Below are 18,158 nucleotides of genomic sequence, written 5' to 3'. Positions count from 1 at the left end.
AGCGAGTCAACGATGTAATTAAATGGCTAAAAAAGATTCTGCCAAGGATGAAGACGAAATGGCGTTATTTCACGCAGCAATGCGGGATGTTGTGCCATTACCTGCCACAGACAAGCTCGCCCCTAGCAGTTCAAAAGTCCCTCCGATTCCCCGGAAAGAAAAGTACCCTGAACAGGCTGTCACTGAAGATACCCTTTCAGATCATATCGCCATGGAAATTGAAGCGGGAGATGAATGGTCGTATCTGCGGCCGGGCATGTCACATCAGACACTGCGGCGTTTACGGCGTGGTTACTGGGGAATCCAGGATAATCTGGATTTACACGGTTTCACGCGTGACGAAGCCAGGCAGGAGTTAAGCGCTTTTCTGGGTATGTGTGCGCAAAGAAAATATCGCTGCGTCCGTGTCATTCATGGCAAAGGATTGAGTTCAAAAAACCGCGAGCCGGTTTTGAAAATCCGAATTGGGAATTGGTTGATGCAGCGTGCTGATGTTCTGGCTTTTTGCCAGGCCAAACTAGAAGACGGCGGTGGCGGCGCTATTCTGATTTTGCTCAAAGTCAGTACATAAACTTTGGCAATAGTCCGTGTTTATAACGAAGGGTTGGATTCTTGCGGAAAAGACTTTTCATATTGGCTCTGGCACTCAATGCAACGCTGGGCAGATGGATACGCCAGCAACCGCTCAAACCCGATTTCATCGCCGCAATCAATACAATCACCGAACTCCAGCTCGCTCAAGTACTTGAGGGATATTTCCAATTCGCGCATTTCGTTAATCTGCCGGTCAACCAGCGCAGTATCGACGTCATCGGGAATATTGTTTAAATACTCCATCAGATCAAAATCACGAATATCTTGGGTATGTGCCAGCTCGTTGCGAATATCTTCCTGCAAATCCAAATAGCGTTTGTGTAATGCAGATTTAAGTTGTGTCAATTGATCTTCAGTAAAATTTGCCATCCTGTACCTCTTTAGTGAAATCTCATACATGTTGTATGAAGTGGAAAATTCAATCTTTGATGGAAGTCAACAGAACATCAATCCATTGAAATCCTGCCGTCGGTTATACCGCTTGCAATTGCTTTAAATCTTTGATCACTTCTGCAGAATTTCGTGCCGCGCTTGCCGACAGATAAACACGGGCAATCTTCCCCTGCGGATCGATCAGGAATGTATTGCGTCTGGCAAATTTGACAACGCCCAGGTGAATCAGGGAATTGTAGCGTGCTGTAGTTTCTGCTGCGATATCCGCCAGAAGCGGGAATTGCAGATGATATTTTTTAGCAAAATCAGCGTGACTGTTCGTGTCATCCACACTGACTCCGATCACTTCAGCACCTAAATCCGTCAGCTCCTGAAGGCCATCACGAAAGGTGCAAGCTTGTTTGGTGCATCCGGGCGTATCGTCTTTCGGATAAAAATACAACGCCAGCCATTTCCCGTGAAAATCAGACAGCGAATGCATTTTTCCATGCTGATCCGCCAATTTAAAAGCAGGCGCGGATTGTCCCACTTCAAGTGATTTCTTATTTGTGGAAAAAAACCAGAACATGAATGCCAACGCAAACACCGACAAGATAATAGTTAACCATTCCATGATACTTATTCGTCCTTATTCGTTATAGTAATGCCGCATCGGCCAGGCCCATAGCCGTAATAATACGATTGCCAGCAGCGCTAACAGGCTGGCAAACAAAAATGCCACTGCCGAGCCGAATACATGCCAAATTATCCCAAATAACAATCCCGCCGGGATGGCGGCAATGCCGCTGACCAGATGATACCAGCCAAAAGCCGTGCCACGCTCATCGGGCGATGCATAATCACTGATCAAGGCACGCTCCGCGCCTTCGCTCAATCCTATCAACAAGCCGTAGAAAATACTCACCATCCACAATCCGCTGCTGGTAGTTACCTGGCCTAATGCCAGAAACGATACCGCAAGCGCTGACCAGCCAATCAGAATCAAAACGCCGCGTCCGAAATGATCCGCCAATTGCCCCCCTTGCGTGGAAGTGATGGCCTTGGCAAAATTCAGCGCCGCCCATAGCAGCAGCAATTCAACAACGCCAATACCTAATTCATGACCGAATAACAAAATAAAAGTTTCAGAAGCGCGCGCAAACGTGAACAGCATCAGTACCCATAAATAGCGCTGCATCGGCACAGACAAAGCAGACCAGCGCAGCGGCGGCAGTGTACGCGGCAATTCTGTTCGCTGAACTTGATTGGTTTTCTCATCTTTCACACCTGCGCCCAACAGCGCGACTGCGACAAAACCGGGAACCGCTGACCACAGAATCACCTCACTTAAACTTAAATCCGACCACGCCAGTATTGCCGCCGCAGTCAATGCACCGGCAACCGCACCAGCATTATCCAACGCGCGATGAAAACCAAACGCATAGCCCCGAGGATATACGGCGGTGTCGCATCGGCCACCATCGCATCGCGCGGTGCGCTGCGCAACCCTTTACCGATACGATCAACACTGCGCAGCAGCAATACGGTGACCCAGGAGCCCGCCAATCCAAGCAACGGGCGCACCAGATTAGAAAGCATATAACCCGACATCGCCAGCCCTTTACGCCGCCCGCTCATTACATCGGAATGCCGTCCCGCCCATAATTTCAGAAAACAAGCCAGTGCATCCGCAACCCCTTCAATCAACCCCAGCACAATGGGACCTGCCGACAGCACAGTCGCCAACAAGATCGGGATCAGCGGCACAACGATATCCGAAGCAAAGTCGTTGAAAAAACTGACCAACCCGAGAACAATCACTGTTCTAGGTAGTCGTCTTGAAACGACTGGATCTAAAGGATTCAGCTGATAAGGTTTATTCATCGTGTGATATTAGCGTAAAATACCCAGTTCGCCTTGGTAGCTCAGTGGATAGAGCAACCCCCTCCTAAGGGGTAGGTCGCACGTTCGATTCGTGTTCAGGGCGCCAATAAAAACAACAACTTAGATCCTGATTTCTATCCACTGAATGTCTATTTCGTCACAAATTCAGCACAATCTATGTGCAGAGAGGCGAAAATGGCAACAATTACAAAAACACAGTCGGGCACTTTCAAAGTACAAATAAGAAAGGTCGGAATCCCTGCAATTACAAAAACCTATAAAACCAAAGCGGATGCTCAGAAATGGGCAAGACTCATTGAATCTGAAATGGATAGAGGCGTATTCATCAACAGACAAGAAGCCGACAAAGTCACTGTTGGAGAACTCACTTCAATAAGCGTTTGCAGGACATCATCTATCTTAGTTGCAAGGTCGCAATAAGTCCCGCGAATCGCATATTCAGATGTAAGATCAGAGTACTTGTCGTATCCAAAAACATCGCTCAGCATATCCTTAATGATTGTGACGGTGTCTGCCTCACCGACATCTCGTATTTTAGCAGCAGCAAGGATAGGTTGATATTTCTTGATTCCGGCGACTAAGCGCTCGGTGACCTTCTTGGGAATAGACGGCCATGTTCTTCCTCTCTGAAATGTAAATGGTGGGTACGAGTTGTATGCTTAACTAAAATTAGACCGATTGCAAATTAAAACATAAAGCTTATTACGTCAATGACAGCATAAAACGACTGTTGATTAAATCTTTAAATACTCGTCTTATCCTCATTGCTACGAAGGAACTCCCAGACAATCGGTTTTGTTAATTAGCTCCACTAAACAGAGTATCCTTTCGGATTGATATATCATTACCCTTTTCAGGGGAAAGCAGAGGTGTTTAAAATTACCGGGCTGATTGGGGAAGAAATTTTCTTGAGCATTGGATATGAGCGAGATGACCACACGAAATATACCGGCTGAGCGAGCTCATGCTATGCTGTCTGTTATCAAGGAATTTCAATGCCTGTCACCTACCGATATTGAAATGGTTGCGGCTGCTTGTCAGTGGCATCGTTATGAAGCCAGGAATGAGATTGTGCGCTATCACGATCACGCCAACAGTGCTTTCTTCATTGTGCAGGGTGAAATTCGTGTCATGTATCATGGTTTGTTGGGGCAGGAAGTTATTTTATGTGATTTGTCTACCGGTGAAATGTTTGGTGAATTGACGGCGATTGATGGCTATCCACGCTCAGCAACCGTGATTGCCAGAACCAGTGTATTGCTGGCGTCGATGCATGCGCTGGATTTTCAGAATCTGATTTATTCCAATCGACAGATAGCCGAAACCATTCTGAAGCGCTTGACCGGGCAAGTTCGCCGCTTGACCGAACGCGTTTATGATTACAGCACGTTGGCTGTGCGTAATCGCATTCAGTCGGAATTGCTGCGTCTGGCAAGGAATCACATGATATCTGCGAATGCTGCAATCATCTCTCCGGCGCCAATCCAGACTGAAATCGCCAATTTGGTCAGCACGCATCGTGAAGCCGTATCGCGAGAACTGAATAAGCTGGTAAAAAGTAAGCTTATTATGCGTCAAGGGCATGATTTACATGTACTGGACGTAGCCAAGCTGACAGAAATGGTTAATGCGGTACGCGGCGATTTCTAACGGAAATCCTGCAGTAACAATTCCTGATTACAATTTCTTGATTATTTGTTATGCCGCGCTTAAATGTGGCAAACTTCGCAGTTGAACTTATTACGGGTCTATTAAATTCGTGTCCCCTTATGAACTTTTCATTGGTTTACGCTATACGCGTGCCAAAAAACGCAACCATTTCATCTCGTTTATTTCATTGATTTCTCTGATGGGCATCACGCTGGGAATGACGGCGCTCATTACGGTCATGTCGGTCATGAACGGTTTCCAGAAAGAAGTGCGTACACGGATTCTAGGCGTCGCTTCGCATGTGCAGATCGGCAGCATTCATGGCAATCTGGGTCACTGGCAGCAAACCGCAGAAGAAGCCGTTAAGCACCCATTCGTAGAAGCTGCCGCGCCGTATGTCAATGCGCAGGGTATGCTATCGCACAACCAAGTTGTTCAGGGCGTTGTTGTGCGCGGTATTCTGCCAACGATGGAGGACAAGGTGGCGGATTTTGGGAGGATGATGGCAAGCGGAAAGCTGGATAGTCTGGTGCCGGGCGAATTTGGTATTGTCATCGGCATGGAATTGGCGCGGTCTATGGGTACTTTCCTCGGGGATAAAATTGTTTTAATTTCGCCGCAAGGGCAAGTCACGCCAGCAGGCATCTTGCCTCGGCTGAAGCAATTCACCGTGGTCGGCATCTTCGAAGCAGGGCATTTTGAATATGACTCCGGATTGGTTCTGATTCACATGTTCGATGCGCAAAAACTTTATCGTATGGATAACGATGATGTTTCCGGTGTGCGTCTAAAACTGAAGGATTTGTTTCTGGCACCCCAAGTTGTTCAAGAATTACCCGCAATGCTGACGATCGACAACTATATCAGTGACTGGACAAAACAGCATGCTAATTATTTTCGTGCAATCCAGATCGAGAAACGCATGTTGTCGTTGATTCTTGCATTGATTATTGCGGTGGCGGCATTCAACATTGTTTCCACATTGGTAATGGCGGTGACCGACAAAGAATCGGATATCGCGATATTACGTACCCTCGGTGCAAGCCCACGCAGCATTATGAAAATATTCATTGTGCAGGGAACTTTTATTGGCGTTTTTGGCACTATTCTGGGAGTTGCGGGCGGTATGCTGTTAGCCTACAACGTGGGTGAGGTGGTGGCGTTTATTGAAAGTTTGTTCCATGTTCAGTTCTTGTCGCGGGAGATTTATTACATCAGCAAGATTCCAACCGATCCGCAGATGGCAGATATTACCACTGTTGCTGTGACCTCATTTGTCCTTAGTCTGCTGGCAACGATTTATCCCAGTTACCGTGCTTCCAAAGTTAATCCGGCGGAGGCGCTACGCTATGAATGATGCCGTTATCTCTTGCCGCAATCTGGTCAAACAGTTTTCCCAGGGCGATCTGGTAGTTCCCGTATTAAAGGGCGTTAATCTGGACGTGATTAAAGGGGAAATGTTAGCAATTGTCGGTGCTTCTGGTTCCGGTAAAAGCACATTGCTGCATATACTCGGCGGATTGGATGCGCCGACAAGCGGGGATATCCGGATTCTCGGACAAGATATCGCGCAAATCAATGAAGAAGAGCGCTGCCGGTTACGCAATGGTTCGCTCGGCTTTATCTATCAGTTTCATCATTTGTTACCGGAATTTAGCGCGCTGGAAAATGTGGCTATGCCGCTGCTGATTCGTCGCCTGCCGAACCGGGAAGCGTATGACCGGGCAGAAGATATTTTGAAACAAGTCGGATTGAGTCATCGCCTGACGCATACCCCCGGTGAATTATCCGGCGGTGAGCGTCAGCGTGCTGCGGTTGCGCGTGCATTGGTTACACAACCCGTCTGCATTCTGGCTGATGAACCTACCGGAAATCTTGACCGGCAGACAGCTGAAAGCGTCTTTGATTTGATGCTGGAGTTAAACCATAGAATTAATGCCAGCCTGGTCATTGTCACGCACGATTCTCGCCTTGCCAATCGGGCCCAACAAATCAAGCAATTGATCGACGGCGTTTTATGCGATATCCCCAATGCATAACGACTACGTAAACAAACCACCGATCTTTCCTCCATTTTTATAGTCGGTTTATGCGTACTTTATTTACGTACATCATGGTCTTTCCCCGGCGCAGCGCTTTTGTTCTGGTTGCGCTGCTGATTGCCGGTATCGCTGAAGGGCTGAGTTTAACAGCGCTGCTGCCTTTATTATCGATCGCTGTCGGTGATTCAGGCGAATCGGGCGATTCGGGCATCGGTAAATTCATGGAGAAAGCGCTGCAAGATATCGGCATTGAACCCACGCTGGATGCGATCTTGATCATTATCGTTGGTGGTATGTTTCTCAAAGGTGTGGTGTTGCTGTTGGCCAATCGTCAGGTAGGTTACACCGTTGCGCATGTGGCGACGGCCTTACGTTTGGATCTTATTGAAGCTTTGTTGGCTAGCCGGTGGCAATACTATTTACGGCAACCCGTTGGAGCACTTGCTAACTCGGTTGCGACAGAAGCTTATCGTGCAGCCAACGGTTTTGAGCACAGTGTCAACGTGCTTGCGCTCGCTATTCAAGTACTGGTATACGCCATCGTAGCATTATTTATTTCATGGGAAGCGACACTGGCCTCATTAATTATCGGCTTATTCCTATTAATTGCGTTGAACCGCTTAGTCAGTGCAACCCGGCGTGCAGGTAACAAGCAAACCCTATTGCTACGTAATTTATTAACGTACTTATCCGATGTACTCAGCTCGGTGAAATCGCTGAAAGCCATGGCGCGTGACAATGTTGCCGACGCAATTCTGCACGAACAAACGCAGCACTTGGAAAAAGCTACGCGCCGGGAAGTGATGAATAGAGCTGCGCTAACCGCGTTACAAGAGCCCATACTAGCCGCTCTGACAGCCAGCGGCTTATATCTCGCATTAGTGGTCTGGCAATTATCCTTGCCGGAAGTCATGTTGATGGTTTTTTTGCTGACGCGTATTTTGGGGTTATTGAATAAGACACAGCGTAGACACCAGCAACTGGCCGCGCAAGAAAGTGCTTACTGGGCTTTACGTAAGGCTGCCGAAGACGCCCGCGCGGCGGCGGAGAGGGCAACGGGAACCCTGCAACCTACGCTGCAAAAAGGCATTACATTGCAGCATGTTAAATTTGATTATGGCCAGAAAACTATTTTCAAAGATCTGAATATCGAAATACCGATCAACTCATTCACTGCGGTCATGGGGCCATCCGGCGCCGGCAAAAGTACTTTGCTGGATCTACTCTGTGGATTGGCCGAGCCGCAATCCGGCGAAGTTCAGATTGACGGCGTATCGCTGCATGACATCAATCTTCGCCAATGGCGCCACATGATTGGTTATGTTTCGCAAGACACTATTTTGTTACATGATACGGTGATGAATAACATTCTGGTCGGAGAGCCCGCATTGACTGCCGTCGATGCAGAGCGAGCGTTACGTCAGGCCGGTGCTTGGGATTTTGTCAGTGCTTTACCGGAAGGATTGCAAACGGTCGTGGGTGAGCGCGGCGGGTTACTTTCCGGCGGACAACGCCAGCGTGTCGCCATTGCGCGGGCGCTGGCTCACAGCCCATCCTTCTTAATTCTGGATGAACCTACCAGCGCACTGGACCCGGAAAGCGAAAAAACTATCTGCGAAACACTACAGAATTTGGCCAAAGATTTGACGGTTATTGCTGTTTCGCATCAACCGGCTGTCATCAATGCGGCAGATCGTGTGTTTATACTTTCCAATGGCGTGGCTGAACCGTTATCGCAGGCAGCGCACATGAATCACGAACTCAGCAGTTAGAAATTTAAATGCTATTTACTCGGTTGATTTGCATGGAATCTGCTCGAGCTTGTGTGTGGCGTCACTCCAGGCAAGCGAGCGGTAGTCAAAGCCATTTTCGATCACTGGTTTAATAATGTCGAAGAAGGGCGATATGTCGAAATCGCGCGGTGTGTACAGACTATGATGGCGTATGTGGTAGATCTCTGCATAGCAATCAGCTTGCATCGGATTATCTGACCAAGTGCGTTGAATCTCCGGCAAGATCGGATAGCGCACCGATTCGAACGCTTGCGCGATCAGGGTTGAACAGATTGCGCGTGTCGGGTCGCCGCTGCCAAGTGCCAGGAGGCGTCTGCGGAATCTCGTGGGAACGGGTAGAGTAGGAAGAAGATAGCGTAAGAGATCGAAAATATGTTTTAGGTCATAGTGTTGGCCGATGCGTGCAATGACATAATCGACAACCCGTTTGCGATCCTCATCGTTCAAACCGACAGGACGGCAAATCCGAGTGTGCATTTGCGCATAATGTGCCAGTGTTATTGCGCGCACTCCTTCCTTCAGATCGGCTTCAATCAGTACCTGAGGTAGCTGCCAGGGTGTGCTGGAAGGCAATACATCGCCGATGTACAGGGCTGCATGTGACCAAGTGGATTGCGTAAGATATTTGATAGCGACACTGACACGGGTATTTCCTTCAACCAATAGGACATCTCCGGGTTGCAAGGCTGCTGCGAGTTTTTCCTGGCTGATCGTAGCAACTTGAGTGCTTTGCCGCACCGGCTTGGTTAGGAACCGTGCCAGACCACGGCCTACAATTTCAGTTACCTGGCCCATGAATTCTCCTTATGACGATAAGTATTGGCTTGTTTTCGCTATTCACATGGCAATGTGAGGTAGAACAGCGACGCATCGAACAATTTAAACATCAAAATTTTATTCAATGAAAGCAACTTCTATTATAGGTGTCTACGATGCGTTTTGTGATAGGGAATTTACCTGTTAATAATGAATGAACATACTTCCTATTTGATGGCATTAGCAATCTCCATGGTTATTGTGACAGTCTGTGTAGTATTGCATTACGAGGCATTGCGTTTCTTAAGCCGCACGGTAGGAATACATATGCATAAACGCATTGGAGTGCTGGTTGTGATGCTTGGACTACTGGTAGCGCATGTGCTGGAAATTCTTATATTTGCTTTGGGCTATATCGTCATGCAGCATGGCGTGGGATTGGGGCATATCACCGGAATGACTGAGGGTAGTTGGTTTGATTTTATTTATTTTTCATCCGTTGTGTATACGACGGTCGGATTTGGTGATTTATTGCCGATTGGAGCCATACGCATATTGACTGCTGCTGAAGGCTTGGCAGGGTTAGCGATGATTACTTGGTCGGCTTCTTTTACCTTTCTGGCGATGCAACGTTTATGGCCGCATCTATTGACACAATCGGAACGCAATTCCGAAGATTAGCAAATAATGAAGGATTCTTTCTTGAGAGCTGTGCAAAATTAAGGCATAGAAGCCACTAAAACAACATTAATTTTGACGTTTCAAAAAATAGTAATCTTGAGATGTTGATGCTAACTGAAAATTAAGAACCCGATGAATTCACAAATTTCTGGATTCATCGGGTAGAAAAATACCGTATAAATCAATTCAAAACTTGGATGGATCGATTTTGTGGAATACAAAACTATCCATACAAGTTTGTTATTCGGTTTATTTCAGGGTGCTCATATCCTGATTCAATTTAGTTTTACAGTGTTCTACCTTGCCGCCCAAATCTAGTAGTCCAGCAGTTCTCATACATTCGTTATATTCAAATAAAACGTCATTCTTTTTCTGAGCAATTTCTAACGAAGCCGAAAGTTGCTTAACTTGCTGAGCAATATTCTTTAAATTGATATCCGAAATTGTGACGCCAATTCCATCAATACTTTGTTTTGTTTCATCCAGTTTCTTCATTGATTCTTGATTGATTTTTCTGGCCTGATCAGCAAAAGCCTGATTGGCTTTGCCGGAGTAATTTTTTAATTCATCAACGTTTTGTTGGGTAATGCCAGCTAATTTCTCCTGATAGTTGTTGAGCTCACCTTGGACAAAGGTATTGATGCCTTCTTTGAAGCCATCCAATGAGCTGTCAATTTCCTGCTTAAATGCTTGCATCTTCTTTTCGACTAATTGCTTGACATCATCATCCAGCTTCTTCACGATTGTGTCAGAGATTTTCTCTATAGGAGGGCGTGAGTCGATAATTTCTGTTTTGGCCGCACTCAAGCTGGATTTGATGTCATCGGTGAGCACTTTTTGCTTACCATCAATTTGGCTAAGCGCATCTTTCTCATTTTCTGCAACCAACCACGCAATCAGCAGAAGATCTTTTTTCTTCTCCTGGTCGAGACCAAGAATCAGTTGATCCAGCATGTCGGTAGCAACTTCTTTATCCGCAATAGCTTCCATGTGGCTTAGATTGGCGGAACTTAATATGTTCTGCAGGTTGCCATGAATCTCTTTAACATTCGCATCCGCTCTGGCTGATACAATCGATTGGCGATAGAGCTCATACGGCAAATAAACCAGTGCCAGGACAGCGCATACAACGGAAGCCGCGGTTTTCCATCGCTTGTTTTGAATAAAAAAACTCAACCCAAGAAATACTAAAGCTAAAATAAAAACGGGCATTAAAATTTGCACGATCTCTAGCCAGCCTCTTTCTATCAATGCTTCAATCGAAACAAATTTCAACACTTTGGCAATAAACTCGTTCATCAATGACTCCCCGTACGACGAAAAAATGTAATTAAACGTAACAGCTTTTTTTAGGATACTGATAATTTATCATGGTATCGCCGATTTGATTGAACAAACTTTGGATTTTGTTACTGCTAAGCTGGATATATGTGTATCCAGAAAGAAATTTCATCGGAGCGGGAAATAAGTGCAAATAGCTGATATTGATCTATCCTGAAGTTTCGGCGATTATTGCCAGCTTGTTTGTTGTCACAATTGCAAAGCTATAATGCGTCAATGGCCTGTTTAGAACAGTTGGCGCTATTGCAGATAGGCATGCCCGAGGGCCTGTTTTCTCAAGTTTTGGCGATAATTTCTTGTAACTCCTGAAACAATAAGCGGAAGCTTTTCGGCGGTTTATCCGCCGCTTTTTCCTTATGGGCGTTGCGGATCAATAATCTCAAATGCTGCAAGTCGGCAGCCGGGTATTTTTGCGCAAACTCGGTGAGTGCGTGTTCATCGGCCAGAAGACGTTCGCGCCAGCGTTCGAGCTGATGCAGCCGGGCGGTTTGGTGCACCGATACCTGATGCCAGGAATCGAGCTTTTCTTGGATCGGCAGCGCATCAATTTCTCGCATCAAGCGGCCTATGTATTGCATTTGCCGGCGGCGTGCGCCGTGTTTATTCATGGGGCGGGCAAGGTTGATGGCGTCGACTAAAATTTCCGGTAGATCAAATTCGCTCAATTTCTTTTGATCCAGTTCTACCAGTTGCTCGCCAATTTCCTGCAATGCGTGCATGTCTTTCTTGCGCCGGGTTTTGCTCGGCGTTGTGTCTTGTTCGATATCGTTTTCCGGGGTGTTTTGCACGGTAACCTGTGTAATGCGGTGTCAAGAAGCTGCTATCATAGCGCTTTACAAGAATATTTTCGCCTTTGATTTGTTTTTAACGATTGAAGCTTTTTATCTAAAATCCAGTTTAAATTCTCTGTCACAACGCTATTTATGAACAATTTACCCGTTTCAGATTCCCGATTCTCTTATCTGCTCAGCACACTGCAACAGATTGCCCAAGACATTTTGGCGCATGCCAAGAAAGGTGGTGCGACTGCTTGTGAAACCAATGTCTCCGATGGTTTTGGTCAAAACGTTACAGTGCGCCAAAGTGCGGTTGAAACGATTGAATACAATCGTGACAAAGGACTGTCGGTGACAGTTTATATCGGGCAGAAGCGCGGCCATGCCAGCACCTCCGATTTCTCGCCGCAAGCTATCAGCGATACGGTTTCTGCCGCTTTGTCGATTGCCCGCTATACCGCGAACGACGATTGTGCCGGATTGGCGGATGCAGAGCTATTGGCGCAAATATACCCGCACCTGAATTTGTACTTCCCCTGGGAATTGAATGTCGAGGGGGCCATCGAATTGGCAAAAGAGTGTGAACAAGCGGCCTACGCTGCGGATAAACGCATTACTAATTCCGAGGGTGCCACGATTTCAGTCAGTGAATCGCAATTTATCTATGCGAATAGCCTGGGCTTTATCGGGGGATATCCGCTTTCCCGCCACAGTATCAGTTGCGCCATGATCGCTGAACAAGGCGATAGCAAACAGCGGGATTACTGGTATAGCGTTGCGCGTGATGCCGCTGATCTGGAAGCGGTGGAAAGCATCGGGAAAAAAACGGGTATGCGTAGCGCGGCACGCCTGGGCGCAAGAAAAATCGCCACCTGTGAAGTGCCGGTATTGTTTGAAGCGCCAATCGCTTCCGGTCTGATCGGACATTTCGCATCGGCGGTGAGCGGCGGCAATCTTTACCGGAAATCTTCCTTTTTGCTGGATAGCATCGGACAACAGGTTTTTACACCCGATATTCAGATTCTTGAATTGCCGCATCTGCACAAAGGGCTGGCCAGCGGCGCATTTGACGATGACGGCGTGGCGACAGTCGAACGCAAGGTGGTGGAAAATGGCATCGTGCAGGGTTATTTTCTGAGTAGTTATTCGGCCCGGAAACTGGGGTTGCGCACAACTGGAAACGCCGGTGGCACGCATAATCTGATTATGCAGAATGCGGCGCCGATGCATTTTGATGCGCTATTAAAGAAAATGGGTACCGGCCTGCTGGTAACGGAATTAATGGGGCATGGCATCAATGCGGTGACGGGTGATTATTCGCGCGGCGCTTCCGGCTTCTGGGTTGAAAACGGCGCAATCAGTTACCCGGTAGAAGAAATCACCATCGCTGGTAATTTGATGAATATGTTTCAGGGAATTCTGGCGATTGGTGACGACGTCATAGTCCGCGGATCGAAACAGTGCGGATCAGTTCTGATTGATCACATGACCATAGCCGGTGGTTGAAAGTATTGAATGTCTGTTTGCTGATTTGAGTGGAAGGATCAAGTTTTAGCACAGTGCCACAGTGTTTGTTTATAAGGTTCAGTGCCGCGCAGGAGAAAAAACAGACGCCCTCCGCGTGCTGCGCGGCGGCAGCTATTTCAATCAACCGCTGAACTGCCGTGTCGCGTACCGGAATGCGAATCACCCGGACAATCGCCTTAACCCCCTCGATTTCCGGTTGTGTTTTTCTTCTTCAGTCAGTGGATAGCCATCTGGCTTTCCCGTGAGCAAAAAACCCGGAGGGAAGAGAACAACAGCAGTGCAAGCAAGCAGGGAGGGACGACCGGATGGCGCGGCACGGCTGAGCATCGGAGATTGTCATGCATAATGTCCATAACAATACGCACCTTCACTTAGCGTTTTTTGAGTATAAAAATAAATTCATCCGCGGTTTGCGACAAAGACAATAATTCATTCCCCGTCTGCTCGGCAAAAACCTGGAAATCAATCACGGAACCCGGATCAGTGGCAACAATTTTCAAGGTTTGCCCGCTGGTCATTCCGGCCAGCGATTGTTTGGTGCGTAAGATGGGTAATGGGCAAACCAAGCCGCGCGCGTCCAGTTCTTTGTCTATTTTCTGCATTTTCCGGTAAAGTAAATTGGCTGGTATCAGATTCTAAAGAATCTCTTTCTGATCGTTGTTACTTTCCTTCTTCAAGAAGCGATCAAGAATTTGATGGAGTTGATCCGGGTTAAAAGGTTTAGGCAGGAAAGCGTTCATTCCCACTCTGAGGAATTCTTGTTGGTCATGTTTCATAGTGTTAGCGGTCAGCGCGATAATTGGCATATCAGTCAGGTGTAAATCTTGTCGAATGTGCTGGGTTGCTTCCAATCCATCCATTTCCGGCATCTGTATATCCATAAAAATTAAATCGAACGGGTGAGATTCTGATGTTTTGAGTAAATCCAGGCATTCAACGCCATTTTTCGCAAGACTCACGGTTACCCCCAAGTCACTTAACAACTCAGACATCAATAATTGATTGACTTCATTGTCTTCGGTAACCAGGATATGCGCACCGGCGAATTGCTTTTGAGCAACGCCGGCTGTTTGCTTTTGGCCGGCCTTGCCAGCGGTTTCGCTAAAAAGCGCTACGACGGTATCAACCAGGCTTAATGGCGTGAACGGTTTGATCAGGACGCTGATCATCCCTTGAGTTTCGATCTCTTTTGAAAATAGAGAATTCTCTAAATTGCTGGTGATCAGTATGATCCTAAGCCGATATGAATCAGGTAGCGCAACCTCAATCGCGTGGAGGGTTTCGAGATATTCTGTATTGGCCAAACGTGTGGTGAGCAGCAGCAAGTCGAATGGAATGGGAGCGGGTTCAGCAAGCTGTTTAATGGCTTCAGCATTACTGCTGATAGCAACAGTGTTCCAGCCCAGAGATTGCACTATTTCCGAGAGTACTGCGCGGGTGGTTGCATGATCATCAATAATCATCACCTTAAGCGACCGAAGATGGTCGGGGAGGGATACCCATGGCTCCTGGTGATGGTCTATCTGATGCAGTTTAACCGTACAATGAAACCGGCTGCCTTGGCCATAGTGACTTTCGGCCACGATATCGCCGTTCATTTGCTGAGCCAGCCGATGTGAGATGGACAAGCCTAAGCCGGTACCGCCGAAACGGCGTGTAATGGAACTATCGGCTTGCGAAAAAGCTTTGAAAAGATCCGCCATCTGTTCACTGGTTATGCCGATGCCGCTGTCAGTTACACTGAAAGCAAGGGTGACCGTTTCAGAATCTTTGGTGTTCTCAATCGTGATGCGGATAATCACTTCACCTTGGTCGGTGAACTTAATCGCATTGTTAGTGAGGTTGACGAATATCTGACTCAGCCGTAACGGGTCGCCGGTAAAATTCCTGGGGACATTGGGCGCTACATAAAAAAGCACATCGACAGCTTTGTCTTTTGCTGCTATTGAAGCCATTGCCGACAGGTTTTCCAGGATACTATTCAAATCGAAGGGAATGTTATCCAATTCGATTTTTTCTGCCTCGATTTTGGAATAATCCAAAATGTCGTTAATGACGCCTAACAGAATATTCGAAGACCCTTTAATGTTTCGTAAATAGGCGTTTTGCTGGGAGTCAAGCGAAGTTTTGCTTAATAAATATGCTATTCCCAGTACGGAATTCATCGGTGTGCGGATTTCATGTGACATCATAGCTAAGAAACGGGTTTTGGCAATGCTGGCTGCTTCTGCTTGCTGGCGTGCTTGTATCAGCATGGCTTCACGATCTTTCAGTTCAGTAATGTCCTGATGGGTTCCAAACATCATTAACGGTTTGCCGTCATCTGTCAAACTCGATACTCTGCCACGATCCAGTACCCAGATCCAATGCCCCGCTTTATGACGCATTCGGGCCTCACATTCGTAATAGGGAATCTTGCCGGAAAAATGATCGTTAAGGAGCGCTTCGGATTGCTTTAAATCATCCGGGTGAGCAAACTTGAGCCAGGTTTCAATGGATGCGGGTGCAAGTTCATCGAGGGTGTAACCAATCATTTCGGCCCAGCGCTGATTGAAAATAACCTTGCCGGTTTGCACATTCCATTCCCAGGTGCCGATATGCGTCCCTTCAATGATATTGGATAAGCGTAGGCGCTGGTATTCCAGCTCCTTACTATGTTGTTTGCGACTGGTAATATCGCGTGAAGAGGCATAAATCAGTTTTTTCCTGAAATCTCCAGCCTTCTGGCGTTGATTTCAACATCAAAAATAGTGCCGTCCTTACGCCGGTGAAGCGTTTCAAAAACGCGCGGCGTTTTCGAGACTTCACGCACCGCGCTGATCAGTTTTTCTTTCGGAATCATGGCATCCAAGTCCATCACATTGAGCCGGGCAGTTTCTTCGTTGGTATATCCGAGCATCGTGGCGAATGAACGGCTAAATTCCAAAATATTTCCATCTTCATCCAGAATATGGACGCCATCACTGGCAATGTCTAGTAAAGCTCCAAATTTTAGGGATATATTTTTTTGTTCCGTGATATCTGTAGCATAGCCATTCCAGATGATACTTCCATCAGTCTGTTTTTCAGGTTTTGATTGTGCGTGTATCCACCTGATTTCATTCTGTGCGGTAATGATCCGGAACTCGGAGTGCCAATCATTCAGTGTATTTGAAGATTCCTGGATCGACAGCTTCAGTGTTTCAGAATCCTCGGAATGAATGAGTGAAAATACAGGAGAAGCATCTGAGATCACTTTTTCAGGGTGAATGCCCAGAACGTCGATTATTCCTCTGCTGACATAAGGTAAGCGACTTCTCCCATCGGGGAAAAGCTGGAACTGGTAAATAAAGCCAGGAATATTATTGGATAAATCTTCGAGAAATTTATGACTCTTGATGAGCTGGTTTTCCAGATTCTTGCGTAATGTGATATCAATCAGGGTGACTAGATAATTTTTGGGGGATGCCGGAGATTCAAGCGGCGAGGCCATTGCAATGACATTACGTAGCGAGCCATCTTTACAGCGGATTACGACGTCAATAGGCTCGAAATCCGTATTTTCCCTTGATGCCTTTTCCAGATTCCTGGCCCATGCTTCCGCCACCCATTGGCGATATGCGCTATCCGGGTAAGCTTTCGGCCACCAATCAGCCAATGTGGGTATATCTTTCAATGTATACCCAAATAATTGAACAAATGATTTGTTTAAAAAGATGATATTTTGGTGTTCATCATTAACTGCCTTGGGTATAGGGGATGAATCAATGATCGCGTAAAGCTTGGCTTCACTTTTTCGCAACTCTGCTTCAACCTGGTTGCGCTCAGCAAATAGCACACTGACAAACTGTGCTGTGAGCGAGATGCCGAGGACAAAGATATTCATGTCGAAAATCTGCGGATTCTCATTCACGACAAAGGGGCCGAATCCGCGTGATGTCTCAAACAATGCCAGTACGGTAATTCCGCTGCAAATAAGGGATACGATGGCTAGTCCGCTTTTGATCGCAACCCATAGCAAAAGGGGAACATAGATGACTAGCGCCAGGGCAATGCCGCCGATAGGAGTGTCGCCGAAAACCAGCCAGGTTGAAGGCAGCATCAGAACAATCGGCACGGTCGCGCTTTGAGTGGATAGCAGGATACTTTTGATACGGGCGAACGAGGAAAAAAGAATCAGTAAAAATGGGGTAACCAGGAGTTGCCCCAAGCAGTTCCCAAACCACCAGTAAGCCCAGGCTTGTAAGTAGCTCTGTGATTCTGGAATGACATTAAAGAATAGCAGTGTTGCAGTGCCAAAGGTGGCGCTAAATGGCTGGAGAATTAAAAAAATCAAGGTAGCCAGGTGACTGAAGTCATGTACGCTGCTAAGCGCCGGATCAAGCTTCCAGTGTTTAAACAAGGTTGCCCCAATCACTGCTTCAATGCTGTTAATGGCAGAAATAGTCAGGGATGGCAAAAACTCAAGGCCGGCGCTTAAAGCGAGCGCGAGCTGTCCCAAAAAAATACCTGGCCAAACCCTGCGCCCCAACAGGATGATAGCGGCCAGTGCAAGACCTTCAGCCACAAAGAAAACCGGGATGGCAATGAAATGCGAGACAGTAATTAAGAAACTAATATGCCCAAAGGTAAAGTACAAAGCAGCTAATACCAGCAACTGAAATATATAATGACGGTATGAAGCTGGTTGATCGTTACTTGACATGAGTAATGGCTTAAAGTAATTGAATAAGCAGTTAAAG

18 protein-coding genes and 1 tRNA gene are annotated in these 18,158 nt (G+C 46.9%); 9 read left to right on the top strand and 10 right to left on the bottom strand.

The features are described 5' to 3' along the window. Positions 1-22 precede the first annotated feature (22 nt). Positions 23-571 (top strand): Smr/MutS family protein, encoded by a 549-nt coding sequence (locus tag ACH10T_RS02775; protein ID WP_394807804.1) that lies wholly within the window; start codon positions 23-25, stop codon positions 569-571. 20 nt (positions 572-591) lie between these two features. On the opposite strand, the gene ACH10T_RS02770 is transcribed toward ACH10T_RS02775, so the two are convergent. The 4 genes from ACH10T_RS02770 to ACH10T_RS02755 all read right to left on the bottom strand — a co-directional run bounded on the left by ACH10T_RS02770 (position 592) and on the right by ACH10T_RS02755 (position 2,850). Further along, complete coding sequence (locus tag ACH10T_RS02770) at positions 592-963, bottom strand: TraR/DksA family transcriptional regulator (RefSeq protein WP_394807803.1); 372 nt, start codon at positions 961-963, stop codon at positions 592-594. 103 nt (positions 964-1,066) lie between these two features. Beyond that, positions 1,067-1,600 carry a peroxiredoxin gene (locus tag ACH10T_RS02765; RefSeq protein ID WP_394807802.1) on the bottom strand — a complete coding sequence of 178 codons (534 nt, stop codon included), beginning with the start codon at positions 1,598-1,600 and terminating at the stop codon, positions 1,067-1,069. A 15-nt stretch (positions 1,601-1,615) separates the two neighbouring features. Further along, a complete protein-coding gene (locus ACH10T_RS02760) occupies positions 1,616-2,386 on the bottom strand; it encodes an MFS transporter (protein WP_394807801.1) in 771 nt (256 codons plus the stop codon). Further along, positions 2,353-2,850 (bottom strand): MFS transporter, encoded by a 498-nt coding sequence (locus ACH10T_RS02755; RefSeq protein WP_394807800.1) that lies wholly within the window; start codon positions 2,848-2,850, stop codon positions 2,353-2,355. The genes ACH10T_RS02760 and ACH10T_RS02755 overlap by 34 nt, the downstream gene beginning before the upstream one ends. Before the next feature lie 30 nt (positions 2,851-2,880). Here ACH10T_RS02755 and ACH10T_RS02750 point away from each other — a divergent pair. The 6 genes from ACH10T_RS02750 (at position 2,881) to ACH10T_RS02725 (ending at position 8,335) form a co-directional block, all read left to right on the top strand. Then, positions 2,881-2,956 (top strand) — tRNA-Arg (locus tag ACH10T_RS02750). Positions 2,957-3,045: 89 nt separating this feature from the next. After that, positions 3,046-3,291 carry a hypothetical protein gene (locus tag ACH10T_RS02745; RefSeq protein ID WP_394807799.1) on the top strand — a complete coding sequence of 82 codons (246 nt, stop codon included), beginning with the start codon at positions 3,046-3,048 and terminating at the stop codon, positions 3,289-3,291. Positions 3,292-3,792: 501 nt separating this feature from the next. Continuing rightward, positions 3,793-4,521 (top strand): Crp/Fnr family transcriptional regulator, encoded by a 729-nt coding sequence (locus ACH10T_RS02740; RefSeq protein WP_394807798.1) that lies wholly within the window; start codon positions 3,793-3,795, stop codon positions 4,519-4,521. Positions 4,522-4,630: 109 nt separating this feature from the next. Beyond that, a complete protein-coding gene (locus tag ACH10T_RS02735; RefSeq protein ID WP_394807797.1) occupies positions 4,631-5,878 on the top strand; it encodes a lipoprotein-releasing ABC transporter permease subunit in 1,248 nt (415 codons plus the stop codon). Beyond that, positions 5,871-6,560 (top strand): lipoprotein-releasing ABC transporter ATP-binding protein LolD, encoded by a 690-nt coding sequence (lolD, locus tag ACH10T_RS02730; protein WP_394807796.1) that lies wholly within the window; start codon positions 5,871-5,873, stop codon positions 6,558-6,560. Before ACH10T_RS02735 ends, lolD begins: the two co-directional genes overlap by 8 nt. Positions 6,561-6,610: 50 nt before the next feature. Then, entirely contained in the window at positions 6,611-8,335 is a 1,725-nt protein-coding gene (locus ACH10T_RS02725; RefSeq protein ID WP_394807795.1) for an ABC transporter ATP-binding protein, read from the top strand. A gap of 15 nt (positions 8,336-8,350) precedes the next feature. Here ACH10T_RS02725 and ACH10T_RS02720 read toward each other — a convergent pair whose 3' ends face one another. Next, a complete protein-coding gene (locus ACH10T_RS02720; RefSeq protein WP_394807794.1) occupies positions 8,351-9,151 on the bottom strand; it encodes a YiiX/YebB-like N1pC/P60 family cysteine hydrolase in 801 nt (266 codons plus the stop codon). A gap of 171 nt (positions 9,152-9,322) precedes the next feature. Between ACH10T_RS02720 and ACH10T_RS02715 the strand changes: the two genes are divergently transcribed. Beyond that, the gene (locus ACH10T_RS02715) at positions 9,323-9,793 is read left to right on the top strand and encodes a potassium channel family protein (protein WP_394807793.1); all 471 of its coding nucleotides are present in this window, start codon (positions 9,323-9,325) and stop codon (positions 9,791-9,793) included. A 249-nt stretch (positions 9,794-10,042) separates the two neighbouring features. Here the strand turns inward: ACH10T_RS02715 and ACH10T_RS02710 are convergent, their stop codons facing one another. Both ACH10T_RS02710 and yjgA read right to left on the bottom strand, forming a co-directional pair. Beyond that, positions 10,043-11,092, bottom strand: a complete 1,050-nt coding sequence (locus ACH10T_RS02710; RefSeq protein ID WP_394807792.1) for a hypothetical protein — start codon at positions 11,090-11,092, stop codon at positions 10,043-10,045. Positions 11,093-11,409: 317 nt separating this feature from the next. Beyond that, positions 11,410-11,922 carry a ribosome biogenesis factor YjgA gene (gene yjgA, locus ACH10T_RS02705; RefSeq protein ID WP_394807791.1) on the bottom strand — a complete coding sequence of 171 codons (513 nt, stop codon included), beginning with the start codon at positions 11,920-11,922 and terminating at the stop codon, positions 11,410-11,412. A 135-nt stretch (positions 11,923-12,057) separates the two neighbouring features. Here yjgA and pmbA point away from each other — a divergent pair, with 135 nt between their 5' ends. Then, the gene (gene pmbA, locus ACH10T_RS02700) at positions 12,058-13,416 is read left to right on the top strand and encodes a metalloprotease PmbA (protein WP_394807790.1); all 1,359 of its coding nucleotides are present in this window, start codon (positions 12,058-12,060) and stop codon (positions 13,414-13,416) included. A gap of 392 nt (positions 13,417-13,808) precedes the next feature. Here pmbA and ACH10T_RS02695 read toward each other — a convergent pair whose 3' ends face one another. From ACH10T_RS02695 to ACH10T_RS02685, 3 genes are all read right to left on the bottom strand, one after another. Continuing rightward, complete coding sequence (locus tag ACH10T_RS02695) at positions 13,809-14,039, bottom strand: sulfurtransferase TusA family protein (protein WP_305264207.1); 231 nt, start codon at positions 14,037-14,039, stop codon at positions 13,809-13,811. A 33-nt stretch (positions 14,040-14,072) separates the two neighbouring features. Beyond that, entirely contained in the window at positions 14,073-16,052 is a 1,980-nt protein-coding gene (locus ACH10T_RS02690) for a response regulator (RefSeq protein WP_394807824.1), read from the bottom strand. Positions 16,053-16,132: 80 nt separating this feature from the next. Further along, positions 16,133-18,121, bottom strand: a complete 1,989-nt coding sequence (locus ACH10T_RS02685) for a PAS domain S-box protein (RefSeq protein WP_394807789.1) — start codon at positions 18,119-18,121, stop codon at positions 16,133-16,135. Positions 18,122-18,158: the final 37 nt, after the last annotated feature.

Origin of the sequence: Nitrosomonas sp. (genome assembly GCF_043753625.1) — a bacterium.
GTDB lineage: Bacteria > Pseudomonadota > Gammaproteobacteria > Burkholderiales > Nitrosomonadaceae > Nitrosomonas.
The sequence above is the reverse complement of the archived record's forward strand: the minus strand, read 5'-3'. Positions and strand labels throughout refer to the sequence as shown.

Excerpts from the sequence above, each read along its gene's own strand:
- ACH10T_RS02755 (WP_394807800.1), bottom strand. The coding sequence starts at position 2,850 with ATGAATAAACCTTATCAGCTGAATCCTTTAGATCCAGTCGTTTCAAGA.
- ACH10T_RS02745 (WP_394807799.1), top strand. The coding sequence starts at position 3,046 with ATGGCAACAATTACAAAAACACAGTCGGGCACTTTCAAAGTACAAATA.
- ACH10T_RS02770 (WP_394807803.1), bottom strand. The coding sequence starts at position 963 with ATGGCAAATTTTACTGAAGATCAATTGACACAACTTAAATCTGCATTA.
- ACH10T_RS02685 (WP_394807789.1), bottom strand. The coding sequence starts at position 18,121 with ATGTCAAGTAACGATCAACCAGCTTCATACCGTCATTATATATTTCAG.
- ACH10T_RS02740 (WP_394807798.1), top strand. The coding sequence starts at position 3,793 with ATGAGCGAGATGACCACACGAAATATACCGGCTGAGCGAGCTCATGCT.
- ACH10T_RS02695 (WP_305264207.1), bottom strand. The coding sequence starts at position 14,039 with ATGCAGAAAATAGACAAAGAACTGGACGCGCGCGGCTTGGTTTGCCCA.
- pmbA (WP_394807790.1), top strand. The coding sequence starts at position 12,058 with ATGAACAATTTACCCGTTTCAGATTCCCGATTCTCTTATCTGCTCAGC.
- lolD (WP_394807796.1), top strand. The coding sequence starts at position 5,871 with ATGAATGATGCCGTTATCTCTTGCCGCAATCTGGTCAAACAGTTTTCC.
- ACH10T_RS02720 (WP_394807794.1), bottom strand. The coding sequence starts at position 9,151 with ATGGGCCAGGTAACTGAAATTGTAGGCCGTGGTCTGGCACGGTTCCTA.
- ACH10T_RS02710 (WP_394807792.1), bottom strand. The coding sequence starts at position 11,092 with ATGAACGAGTTTATTGCCAAAGTGTTGAAATTTGTTTCGATTGAAGCA.
- ACH10T_RS02765 (WP_394807802.1), bottom strand. The coding sequence starts at position 1,600 with ATGGAATGGTTAACTATTATCTTGTCGGTGTTTGCGTTGGCATTCATG.
- ACH10T_RS02725 (WP_394807795.1), top strand. The coding sequence starts at position 6,611 with ATGCGTACTTTATTTACGTACATCATGGTCTTTCCCCGGCGCAGCGCT.
- ACH10T_RS02775 (WP_394807804.1), top strand. The coding sequence starts at position 23 with ATGGCTAAAAAAGATTCTGCCAAGGATGAAGACGAAATGGCGTTATTT.
- ACH10T_RS02715 (WP_394807793.1), top strand. The coding sequence starts at position 9,323 with ATGAATGAACATACTTCCTATTTGATGGCATTAGCAATCTCCATGGTT.